Genomic DNA, 11,088 nt, shown 5'->3' with positions numbered 1-11,088 from the left:
CGACGAAAAGAGAGTTATTGGTCTAGGGTGAATGTCAACTATGTCCGCAGTGCGGACTTTGATGATGCTGCAGCTAACGACAGCCATGAGCCCATTCCGTTCAGTTTCACGCTGGTCCCCAATGTCTGGTATCGGAGTTCCGTGCAGGTTTTTAGGGTATCCTATGGGCGTGGTTCCAGGCCTGCTTTTACGGCTCTGTGCCAACTGTTCGCGTAACGTTGGTAGCTCACGTCGGTCTTGTGAAAATAGGTTTCGACGTCGAAGGCCGCGCGCTCGGGGAGTGCGCCTGTTGCCAAGAGGGCGGCTCCCTGGCTCGTCCCTGTTGCGGTGACGGTCGCGTCGACCCTGCAGTTTGTCGCCGTGGCGAGCATACTGGCGAAGCCTTTGTTCCTCGCAAATGGACCTTCGACGATAATGGGGCCCTTGTGTCCGGTCAGCGACAGGCATTCCGCGGTCATCAATCCGAGGTAAAAACTCACCGCCGCCGCGCGTTCCTGGGTTCCGGGCAAAGGCTCTGCCCCCATCCAGCTGTGTTTTTGCCCCTGAAACGGTCCGCTGTCCGGGACCATTGCGGGCAAGAGCATGTGGCCGTCTTTCGCGACCAGGTCAAGGAATTGCTCTGCACATTGAGTGGTTTCACCGTTCATCGCCAACTCGAACTCGCGTCCCCCCATGAAACGGGCGGAGGGTACCGGGGCACCCAGTGCGTTGACGTTAAGAAGCGTGTCACGCGAAGGTTCCAGAGTTACTTCTTCGCCGCCGACGGTCATGGCAATGACCCATGTCCCGGTCGAAACGACGGAAAACGGCCCGGTTCGGGTCAGTACATGAGGCAAAAGCGATGCGTTTGAATCGTGGATGCCGCAGTGCACCGGCGTGTCAAAGCGCAGGCCGGTTTGCGATGCGACCTGCGGCAACACGGGTCCGAGAACCTCCGCAGATTTGCGCGCGGGCGCCATTTTTTCAGATATGCCCAACCGTTCGACCAACGAAGAATAGTGCGCCTTGGACGGTTTCCACAGATCCGTGTGACAACCAAGGGACGACACGTCGCTGGCCGGCACTCCTGTCAGGCGATGCCCCCAGTACTGCGGATAGGTAACAATGGCGGCGGTGCGTTCGCGAAGCGCGGGGTCCTGCTCAAATTGCCAATGCAACTGCGCACCCAGGTTCAGACCCATCGGCAACCTTGGCGATCCGGTTTCCTCAAAGGGCGGGCGGATGGCGTCGTACGCCGCGGCCAGATCATCAGGGCCTGTGTGCTCATAGTCGAGGATCGGGGCAGCAAGCGCGCCGTCTGGCGCGATCAGGGCACAAGACGCCCCGTGGGTCGTGATGGAAATGGCATCTACGCCGTGCGCCTTCTGAAACTGCTCCAACCCGTCCAGAAGGAAGCGCCAGATCGCTTCAACATCGAAGTGCGGATAGGGTGGAGCGGCGAGAACCATGTTAGGCCGGGTCAGCACCTCCACTTCGGACATGTCAGTCGCATCGACCAGCGCAAGCTTGGCGTTGGTCTTGCCGATGTCGATGACGGCGACGTGCCGGGGGGTCATGGCATGTGGAAGACGGGCGTCAGCGGCACCGCCACGGGTTCGTTGTCGGGCTTGGTTTCCATGATGTCCGTCATATGCGCCCACCATCGCTGCATGATCTCGTTGCGGGGCAAGGCATCCATTTTGTGGTCGTCGGTGCGCCAAAGGACGCCAAAAAGAATATTCGTTTCTTCGTCCAGATGGATCGAATAGTCAGACACGCCCGCGTCTTTCAGCAGCGTGGCAAGCTCTGGCCAAATCTCATCGTGGCGCTTTTCGTATTCATCCCTGCAGCCCGGGTTGAGCTTCATCTTGAAGGCGTATTTTTCCATGTCAGCCCCTCCACATCGACCAGAGCCGGGGCAGCGCGATGACCGTGATCAGCAGCGCCCCGATAACAATCGACATCACGATACCGGGCACGTTCAGCAAGCCAAGTCCGAAAGTCACAAGCCCCATGACAAAGGCAGCGATCACTACGCCGGGGATGGAGCCGGAGCCGCCGAGGATGTTGACCCCGCCAAGGACGACCATGGTCACGATCTCAAGTTCCCACCCGAAGGCGATGGAGGGTCGGGTCGAGCCGAGGCGGGATGTTAGGCAGACGGCGGCGACCCCAGACATCAGGCCCGTCAGCAGGAACAGGGTGAACTTCACCCGGCCCATCCGAATGCCCGAAAACAGCGCCCCGGTGGCATTGTTTCCGATGGCATAGACCGCGCGGCCGAAATTGGTCATGTGCAGAATGACCGCGTAGATCACCGCAATGATGGCGAAAAGGACGAATTCGAAGGAAATCACCCACCAGACATAGCCCTGCCCGAAGAAGGCGAAATCGGCTGGATAGCCCTTGTAGACCTGATCGCCCAACACGATGAAACTGATCCCGCGGAAAAGGCTCATCGTGCCGATGGTGACGACGATGGATGGCAGGCCAAGGCCGGTGACGAGGAAACCGTTTACCGCCCCACAGGCCAGACCGACGGCCAGACCGATAAGGACCAGCCCCTCTGTCCCGACACCCGCCTGCACGGCGGCGCCCATGGCGGTCGAGGCCAGTGCGATGATCGCGGCGACGCTGAGGTCGATTTCGCCAGAGATGATAAGCAGGGCCATGGCAAAGGCGATCATCGCCTTTTCGGTGAAGTTGAAGGTCGCGTCGGAGAGGTTCCAGGCATTCAGGAAATAGGGTGAGGCGAAACTGTTGGCGATGAAGATGCCGATTGCGACCAGCATCAGCAGGCTTTCCCAGCTTTTTAGGTTCCGCTCCAGCGGCGAGCGCAGGCGATCGGGGATCGAGCGTGTCGTCGTGGTCATGTCGCGTGCTCCGCGCGTTTTAGGATGACGCGGCCCTTCGTCCGGTTGGCTTGGGCGTTTAGAACAACCGCGATGATGATCGCACCGCCCGAGATGGCCATCTGCCAAAAGGGAGAGATGTTCACGACCGGCAGGGCATTGGCAATGATGCCGAGGAACAGCGCGCCCAGCAGCGCGCCGGGGACCGAACCGATGCCACCCATAATCGACACGCCGCCAATGACGCAGGCCGCCACGACGGTCAATTCAAACCCCCCAGCAACATCAACATAAGCAACCGCGAAGCGAGAGACCCAGAGGTAGCCGGTCAGACCGGCCAGCGCGCCAGAGATCGTGAAGGCCCAGAACTGGGTCCGGCCCACGTTGATCCCGGCATAGGTCGCCGCATGGGGGTTGCCCCCGGCAGCGTAGAAGGCGCGGCCCAGGGTGGTGCGGGTCATGACGATGGTGAAAAGGATCACCGCCGCGATGGCAAACCAGCTTAGCACCGGAAGGCCAAGAAGCTCGGTGCGCGGGAATGCCTTGAAAGTGTCGCTCATCTCGTGGCTGTTGACCCATTTGCCCTCTGTCAGAAGGAAGATGGTTCCCCGGAAGATGGTCATGGTGCCAAGCGTCACCACGATAGGCGGGATGTCCAGTTTCCACACAAGGATACCGTTGAACATTCCAAGGCACGCCCCGAACCCGGTGGCCACGGCCAGCGTTACGATAATCGGCAGACCTGGTGCCGAGATATTGATCAGGGACACGACCATGCCGGTCAGCGCGAGGTTGGCGGCGACCGAGAGGTCGATACACTTCGTCAAGATCACGATCATCTGGCCGATAGCCAGCAGGATCAGCGGCGAGGTGTCGTTGAAGACGGCAGCCAGATTCGACAGCGTGATGAATGCCGGGAAGCGGCTTGAGATGATGCCAAGCACCAATGCGATGGCGACCAGCAGCAAAAGTTCGCGGGAGGCGAAGATACGTTTCATTGCGCCGCTTCCCTGATCCCTGCGGCGTGGCTGACAAGCGTTTCGGGCGTGATCTGGTCGCGGGCCAGTTCCGCCACTATGCGCCCCTCGCGCATGACGATCACACGATCCGACATGCCCACGATCTCGGGGATTTCGGAACTGACCATGATGACGGCGAGCCCTTGCGCGGCAAGCTCCGCCATGAATTCATGCACGGCGGCCTTGGACCCGATGTCGATGCCCTTGGTGGGTTCGTCCAGGATGATGACCTTGGGCTGGGTGGCGAGCCATTTGGCGATCACGACCTTCTGCTGGTTGCCGCCCGACAGGTTGCCGACATCGGTGTCCAGCGAAGCGGCGCGCAGGTCGAGACGTTCGGTATACTCCCGCGCCAGCTTGAATTCCTCGGCCAGCCTGATGAACCCCTTGCGCGAGGTGCGAGCGAGTGACGGCAGCGTCACGTTCTGAAAAATCGGCAGCGCGCTGATTGTGCCTTGTTTGCCCCGGTCCTCCGGGACATAGACGATGCCACTTGCGACCGCGTCGGCGGGCGATGCAATCGAAACCGGTGCACCGTCGATCCTCACGGTTCCGCCCGAGAGGCGGGTGATCCCGAAAAGGGCCTGCATGAATTCGGACCGACCTGCGCCGACCAGCCCGTAGAACCCGAGGATTTCGCCGCGCCTGAGCGTGAAACCGATGTCCGCGAATTCGGTCGGGTGGTCGTACCCCGCGACTTCGAGGATATCGTGGCCAACGTTGTGGTCGCGTTCGGGGAAAATCTGGCTGACGTCGCGGCCCACCATAAGCTTGACCAGTTCCGGCTCGCTGACATCTATAATCGCCCCTTCGCCGACCATCTGGCCGTCGCGATAGACGGTGTAGAAATCGGCGATGCGGAAGATCTCGTCAAACTTGTGGCTAATGAAGAGGATCGCCTTGCCTTGCGCCTTCAGGCTTTCGACGAGTTCGTAAAGCTCTTCGATTTCCTTCTGGCTGAGGGCTGCGGTCGGTTCGTCCATGATCACAACGCGCGCGTCGATGGACAGCGCCCGGGAAATGGCAACCAGGTGCTTGTTCGCGGTTCCAAGGTCCTTGAGCGTCGCGCCCGGATCAATCTTGGCCCCGATTCCATCCAGAATCTCGCGCGCGCGGGTCGCCATGGCGGTTTTGTCGATCAGGCCAAATCGCCCCTTTGGCGCATGGCCGAGAAAGATGTTTTCCGCCACCGTCAGTTCGTCGAAAAGGACGGTTTCCTGATGGATGGCGGTCACGCCAGCAGTTTCGGCGGATTGCGGTGTCGGGAAACTGAGAGCCTCGCCATCGATCCGGATGTCACCCTCGTCGGGTTGATAAATGCCCGTCAGAACCTTCACCACGGTAGACTTGCCAGCACCGTTTTCGCCCACCAATGCCGTGACCTTGCCCGGGTAGAGGTTTAGCGAAACATCTGAAAGGGCCCGCACGCCGGGAAATGTCTTGGTCACGCCGGACAGGCTCAGAAGCGGTGTAGGGGCGGCGGCGTTCGACACGTCTGGTCTCAATTCCAACTGCATGGACGGTGTTTCTGGATGTGGGAAGAGTAGGGAGTCTGGGCGTGGGTCATCGCACACGCCCAGACACGTCTTTCAGATTAGAAGATCGACTTGAACTGTTCGATGTTCGAGCTGTCGTAGGTGAACGGATCAGCCATGGCTGCCGAGCCGGTGTCATCCAGCGTCACCGAACCCATGCGGCCCATCGGGATTTCGGCACCGGCACCGGTTTCAGCACCGTTGGCGATTGCATGCGCCAGCATGGTGGCCGAGTAGCCAAGGTCAATCGGGTTCCAGATCGCGAAGCTCTTGGTTGCACCGCTATCAACACAGCCTGCCATCTCGGACGGGAGGCCCAAACCGGTCACGTTGATCTCACCGATCTTGCCCGCGTCGGTCACCGCCTGGCAGGACGCCAGGATGCCAACGGTCGTTGGCGCGATGATCGCCTTCAGGTTAGGGTAGGACGCCATGAGGCCCTGTGCTTCGCGGTAGGATTTGTCGCTGAGGTCGTCGCCATAGACGGTGGCCACCAGATCGACGCCGTCATAGTTCGGAAGAACCTCTTTCGCGGCCTCGATCCAGGCGTTCTGGTTGGTTGCCGTGGCCGACGCCGACAGGATCGCAACTTCACCACCATCCGGCATGTGATCCGCGGCAAGCTTGATGATCGTGTTGCCGATCAGCGGGGTCGAGGATGGGTTCAGGTGCATCTGGCGTCCGCCTTTAGCCACACCCGAGTCCCAGGAAATCACGGTGATCCCGCGGTCCATCGCGCGTTTCAGCGCTGGCACAAGTGCATCGGGGTCGTTTGCCGAAATCGCGATGGCGTCGACACCCTGCGCGATCAGGGAGTTGATGACCTCGATCTGACCTTCCGCAGTGGTGTCGGTCGGGCCGGTGTAGATGATCTCGACATTGCCAAGCTCTCCGGCAGCCTCTTCAGCGCCTTCGGCGGCCGCTTCAAAGAAGCCGATACCAAGCGCTTTTACGACCAGAGCGATGCGCATGTTGTCCTGCGCCATCGCCGTGGTGCCAAACATACCAGCGGCAAGGCTCATCCCTGCGACAAGTGATGTGAAAGTACGACGCTTCATGATAGTTCCTCCCAGAAAGTCATGTTTGGGTCTCGGGTTTCGGAGGCGGTCAAGAGGCCACCTCGTTTTCTTGAACACTGCCCGACTGGGCAACGATCAGATTCACATCGGCAGCCTCAAGCATGGCCGCCGCCTTGTCAGGAATTCCTTCGTCGGTGATCACGGTCGTGATCCGGTCCAACTGGCAAAGCACTAGGCTGGAGCGCTGCGCGAATTTCGAACTGTCGACCAGAACGATAAGCTCATCCGCCTGTCCGATCAGTTTCTGTTCTGCCTGGATCAGAAGCGGATCGGCCTCCATCAGGCCGATGGGGCCCAGCCCCTGCGCCCCCATGAACATGCGATTTGCATAGAAGTTGCGGGTCACGTCGTTGTCAAAGGGCGAAAGGATTATGTTCTGTTCCCGGTAGATCGCGCCGCCTGACAACATGATCGTGTTCTTCGAATGCTTCAGCAGGTGCTCGGCAATCGGGAATGAATTGGTAAAGACCTGCATCCTGCGGTTGGCCAGCGGATGCACCATCTGAAAGGTCGTTGTGCCCCCGTTGATGATGATGCTGTCACCTTCGCTACACATCTCAACCGCCGCGCGCGCAATCGCCTGCTTCGCTGCGATATTCATGGTTTCGTTGACGACGAACGGACGGCCCGCCAGCCCGGCGAACTGCGGTGGCGTTATCGCCTCAGCGCCGCCTCTGATACGGCGTACCTTCTGTTTCATGTGAAGTGTTGAAATGTCGCGCCGGATGGTGGCTTCGGACACGCCGGTCAAGGTGCACAGGTCCCCAACCGTCACGACGGGGCGATCCTGCACCGCAGAAATGATGATCCTATGGCGTTCTTTTTCGTGCAAAGCCACCTCCCATTCACTCCACGCTGCGCAGATTCGTCGCAGCTGTCAATCATTTTCGATCACTTTCAATCATTCTGCATTGCAGAATGACTGTTTGTGATTGTTTTTGATTGACATAACGATGCACACTACTAAGCCTAAATGCGATGGTGCAGTACCGACCGCTGCATCGTGAGGAGGGCAGAACGTTGAAATCCATCGAAAATCAGCTTCTTGAGAACCGCTGGGATGACGCTGTGGCAGGTGGTATGCCCGAATCGGAACTGCTTCTCTATCGCTCCAACACGCTGGGATCGGATAAGCGCGTCACAAACTATGGCGGTGGCAATACCTCTGCGAAGGTCATGGAAACCGACCCACTGTCCGGCAAAGAGGTCGAGGTGCTCTGGGTCAAGGGTTCCGGCGGTGACATCGGGTCCATGAAACTTGACGGCTTCTCCACGCTATACATGGACAAGCTGAACGCGCTGAAGGGGCTTTATCGCGGGGTCGAGTTTGAAGATGAAATGGTCGGCTATCTGCCCCACTGTACCTTCAAACTGAACCCGCGCGCGGCTTCAATTGACACGCCCTTGCACGCCTATGTGCCGCGCAAACATGTCGATCACGTCCACGCCGACGCGATTATTGCGATCGCAGCGTCGAAGAATTCGAAGGAGCTGACCCAGGAAATTTTCGGTGACCGGATCGGTTGGCTGCCGTGGAAACGGCCGGGGTATGAACTGGGCCTGTGGCTTGAAAAGTTCTGCCTGGAAAACCCGGGTGCCGATGGTGTTGTCCTTGAAAGTCACGGATTGTTCACATGGGCTGACACGGCGAAAGACTGCTATTACTGCACCATCGACGTGATCAACGTCGCGACCAAGTGGTTGGCCGAAAAGACCGCCGATGTTCCGGCCTTTGGCGGAGCGGTCCACGAGAGCCTCGCCCGGGAAGGTAGGCGGACAGTTGCCGCCCGGCTGATGCCGGCGATCCGTGGCTTTGTCAGTGGCAACCAGCATATGATCGGGCATTTCAACGACAGCGCCTCGGTGCTTGAGTTCGTGAATTCCAAAGACATGGAGGCGCTGGCGGCCCTTGGCACGTCCTGCCCCGACCATTTCCTGCGCACAAAGATCCGACCTTTGGTCGTCGGCTTCGACCCGGCCCTGAACAACATCGACGCAGTGCTTGAAGGCCTGCCCGCGCAAGTCGTGACCTATCGTGAGGACTACACGGCCTATTACAACCGTTGCAAACACGATAACTCACCTGCGCTTAGGGACCCCAATGCGGTTGTCTACCTGATCCCCGGGGTTGGCATGATCACATTTGCCAAGGACAAGGGCACGGCCCGCATTTCCGGCGAATTCTACGTCAACGCGATCAATGTTATGCGCGGGGCAAGTGCCGTCAGCGAATACTGCGGCCTGCCAGAGCAGGAAGCTTTTGACATTGAATACTGGCTGTTGGAAGAAGCCAAGTTGCAGCGCATGCCGAAACCAAAATCGCTGGCTGGGCGCGTCGCGCTAGTCACCGGCGGCGCCGGCGGCATAGGGTCGGCAACGGCAGAACGTTACCTGTCCGAGGGCGCCTGTGTCATGCTGGCCGACATCAATCCCGACAGCCTCACCGCGACGGAAGGGGTCTTGACCCAGCAGTTCGGCGAGGACGTCGTGTGCTCCGTCCTGATGGACGTCACGGATGAAAATGCCGTGGCCCAGGCGTTGGCTGAAACATCCGTCGAATTTGGCGGCATCGACATCCTTGTCTCGAACGCCGGGATCGCATCCTCTGCCCCGGTTGAGGAAACGTCCCTCGACCTTTGGAACAAGAACATGGACATCTTGTCCACGGGGTATTTCCTTGTCAGCCGGGAAACTTTCAAGATCATGCGGGTCCAGGACATGGGAGGATCTATCGTTTTCGTGGCCTCGAAAAACGGGCTTGCCGCCTCGCCCAATGCCTCGGCTTACTGCACGGCGAAGGCCTCGGAAATCCACTTGGCCCGTTGCCTTGCGCTGGAAGGTTCTGAGGCCGGGATCAGGGTCAACGTTGTGAACCCGGATGCGGTGTTGCGGGGCTCCAAGATCTGGGAAGGCGATTGGCTGGATCAGCGGGCTTCGACCTACGGCACTGACAAGGAGGGGCTGGAAGAGATGTACCGCAACCGATCCATGCTGAAACGCTCAGTCCTGCCAGAAGATATCGCAGAGGCCTGTTATTTCTTCGCCGCCGAGGCGTCGGCCAAATCCACGGGCAACATTCTGAACGTTGATGCAGGTAACGTTCAGGCCTTCACTCGATAGGGAGACGGTCCATGAGTTATGAGAGCGCCAAAGCGCAATTCGCTGATTGGGGCGTCGACACTGACGCTGCGATCAAGGCTCTGAAGGACATCCCGATTTCCATTCACTGTTGGCAAGGCGATGATGTGGTCGGGTTCGAAAACCAGACCGGCACCTCGGGCGGGGGCATTCAGGCAACCGGAAACCATCCGGGCCGAGCCCGCAATCCCGACGAACTGCGGGCGGATCTTGAGTTTGCCTATGCAAAAATTCCCGGGTCACATCGGTTGAACCTGCACGCGATGTACATGGACACAGACGATACCCCGGACCGGGATGAGATCGAGTACCGCCATTTCGCGCCATGGGTCGACTGGGCCAGGGGCACCGGCATCGGGCTGGATTTCAACCCGACCTTCTTTGCCCATAAAAAGGCCGACGACAACCTGACGTTGGCGCACCCCGACAAGGGCATCAGGGATTTTTGGATCGAACATGGGAAACGCACGCGGGACATTGCGGCGCAGATGGGAGCCGCGCTTGGTTCACCTTGCATCAACAACATTTGGGTTCCAGATGGGTTCAAGGATCTTCCTATCGACCGTATGGCGGCGCGGGCCCGGCTTGAGGCCTCGCTCGACACCATGCTGGCCGAGGCGAAATCGGATATGCTGGATGCGGTCGAATCCAAGCTTTTTGGCATCGGGGTCGAGGCCTGCACGGTGGGCAGCCATGAGTTCTACATGGGCTACGCGATCCGCAACAAGACACTGCTGTGCCTCGACATGGGGCACTTCCACCCGACCGAGAATATCGCCGACAAACTGAGCGCCGTGGCCCTGTCTCTGGATGAGCTTCTGCTGCACGTGTCGCGCCCTATGCGTTGGGACAGCGACCATGTGATCATGCTGAACGATGACATCCTGGCGATGGCGCATGAACTGGTCAGTGGCGACCTGTTGGGCAAGACCCATATCGGGCTTGATTTCTTCGACGCCACGATCAGCCGCACGGCCGCTTGGGTGATCGGCACGCGCAACATGCAAAAGGCGCTTCTGCAGGCGCTTCTGAAGCCCTGGGATCGCTTGCGAGCAGCGGAGGACGCGCTGGATTTCACAAGCCGGTTTGTTGTGACAGAGGAACTGAAGGACCTACCCTACGGAGCGGTGTGGTCTGAATTTTGCGCCAGAAACGGCGCGCCTACAGGTACTGAGCTGATCACTGAGCTTGACGCTTATCAGGCCACTGTAGCGGGTCGCTGAGGCTCGGCCCAATTTTGTGGAAAGTCTCCGTCTGGACAATCTATGTTGGAAAGAACGCTAAGATTGCATTCGAAAGAAAGCGGGCGTCGCGCCGGTGACCATTGAGCGGCGGCTTTGTCCGCGCAGCGGTTGTTGATGCGCTGCGTAGCGAGCGACCGCTTGGAGCCCGAAGCGGTCAATCCGTTTTTAGCCTAATGAAGCCACTATTCAGCCATGGCCTGAGTTCCCGCAATTGCTAACTCGAGAAAAACATGACCTCCGTG

9 protein-coding genes are annotated in these 11,088 nt (G+C 59.2%); 2 read left to right on the top strand and 7 right to left on the bottom strand.

Translation table 11 applies throughout. The features are described 5' to 3' along the window. Positions 1–161: 161 nt before the first annotated feature. The 7 genes from RUE5091_RS21935 to RUE5091_RS21905 all read right to left on the bottom strand — a co-directional run bounded on the left by RUE5091_RS21935 (position 162) and on the right by RUE5091_RS21905 (position 7,296). The gene (locus tag RUE5091_RS21935; protein ID WP_058284081.1) at positions 162–1,556 is read right to left on the bottom strand and encodes an FGGY-family carbohydrate kinase; all 1,395 of its coding nucleotides are present in this window, start codon (positions 1,554–1,556) and stop codon (positions 162–164) included. Continuing rightward, positions 1,553–1,867, bottom strand: coding sequence for an L-rhamnose mutarotase (rhaM, locus tag RUE5091_RS21930; protein WP_058284080.1), 315 nt, complete (start codon positions 1,865–1,867; stop codon positions 1,553–1,555). The genes RUE5091_RS21935 and rhaM overlap by 4 nt, the downstream gene beginning before the upstream one ends. Before the next feature lies 1 nt (position 1,868). Then, positions 1,869–2,852 carry an ABC transporter permease gene (locus RUE5091_RS21925; protein WP_058284079.1) on the bottom strand — a complete coding sequence of 328 codons (984 nt, stop codon included), beginning with the start codon at positions 2,850–2,852 and terminating at the stop codon, positions 1,869–1,871. After that, complete coding sequence (locus RUE5091_RS21920) at positions 2,849–3,829, bottom strand: ABC transporter permease (RefSeq protein ID WP_058284078.1); 981 nt, start codon at positions 3,827–3,829, stop codon at positions 2,849–2,851. Before RUE5091_RS21920 ends, RUE5091_RS21925 begins: the two co-directional genes overlap by 4 nt. Then, on the bottom strand, positions 3,826–5,367 hold the full coding sequence (locus tag RUE5091_RS21915; protein ID WP_058284077.1) for a sugar ABC transporter ATP-binding protein: 1,542 nt from the start codon (positions 5,365–5,367) through the stop codon (positions 3,826–3,828). The genes RUE5091_RS21920 and RUE5091_RS21915 overlap by 4 nt, the downstream gene beginning before the upstream one ends. Before the next feature lie 77 nt (positions 5,368–5,444). Continuing rightward, positions 5,445–6,443 carry a rhamnose ABC transporter substrate-binding protein gene (gene rhaS / locus RUE5091_RS21910; protein WP_058284076.1) on the bottom strand — a complete coding sequence of 333 codons (999 nt, stop codon included), beginning with the start codon at positions 6,441–6,443 and terminating at the stop codon, positions 5,445–5,447. A gap of 49 nt (positions 6,444–6,492) precedes the next feature. Continuing rightward, positions 6,493–7,296 (bottom strand): DeoR/GlpR family DNA-binding transcription regulator, encoded by an 804-nt coding sequence (locus tag RUE5091_RS21905; RefSeq protein WP_058284084.1) that lies wholly within the window; start codon positions 7,294–7,296, stop codon positions 6,493–6,495. A 146-nt stretch (positions 7,297–7,442) separates the two neighbouring features. Here RUE5091_RS21905 and RUE5091_RS21900 point away from each other — a divergent pair, with 146 nt between their 5' ends. Next, positions 7,443–9,584, top strand: a complete 2,142-nt coding sequence (locus RUE5091_RS21900; protein ID WP_058284075.1) for a bifunctional rhamnulose-1-phosphate aldolase/short-chain dehydrogenase — start codon at positions 7,443–7,445, stop codon at positions 9,582–9,584. An 11-nt stretch (positions 9,585–9,595) separates the two neighbouring features. Beyond that, entirely contained in the window at positions 9,596–10,825 is a 1,230-nt protein-coding gene (locus tag RUE5091_RS21895; protein WP_058284074.1) for an L-rhamnose isomerase, read from the top strand. Positions 10,826–11,088: the final 263 nt, after the last annotated feature.

The sequence above is a fragment of the Ruegeria denitrificans genome (assembly GCF_001458295.1).
In the GTDB taxonomy this organism is placed as follows: domain Bacteria; phylum Pseudomonadota; class Alphaproteobacteria; order Rhodobacterales; family Rhodobacteraceae; genus Ruegeria; species Ruegeria denitrificans.
Note: the sequence above shows the minus strand (reverse complement) of the source record. Positions and strands in the feature narration are given on the sequence as shown.

Coding starts and splice junctions, on each gene's coding strand:
- rhaM (WP_058284080.1), bottom strand. CDS start 1,867: ATGGAAAAATACGCCTTCAAGATGAAGCTCAACCCGGGCTGCAGGGAT.
- RUE5091_RS21920 (WP_058284078.1), bottom strand. CDS start 3,829: ATGAAACGTATCTTCGCCTCCCGCGAACTTTTGCTGCTGGTCGCCATC.
- RUE5091_RS21900 (WP_058284075.1), top strand. CDS start 7,443: ATGGTGCAGTACCGACCGCTGCATCGTGAGGAGGGCAGAACGTTGAAA.
- RUE5091_RS21915 (WP_058284077.1), bottom strand. CDS start 5,367: ATGCAGTTGGAATTGAGACCAGACGTGTCGAACGCCGCCGCCCCTACA.
- RUE5091_RS21895 (WP_058284074.1), top strand. CDS start 9,596: ATGAGTTATGAGAGCGCCAAAGCGCAATTCGCTGATTGGGGCGTCGAC.
- rhaS (WP_058284076.1), bottom strand. CDS start 6,443: ATGAAGCGTCGTACTTTCACATCACTTGTCGCAGGGATGAGCCTTGCC.
- RUE5091_RS21935 (WP_058284081.1), bottom strand. CDS start 1,556: ATGACCCCCCGGCACGTCGCCGTCATCGACATCGGCAAGACCAACGCC.
- RUE5091_RS21925 (WP_058284079.1), bottom strand. CDS start 2,852: ATGACCACGACGACACGCTCGATCCCCGATCGCCTGCGCTCGCCGCTG.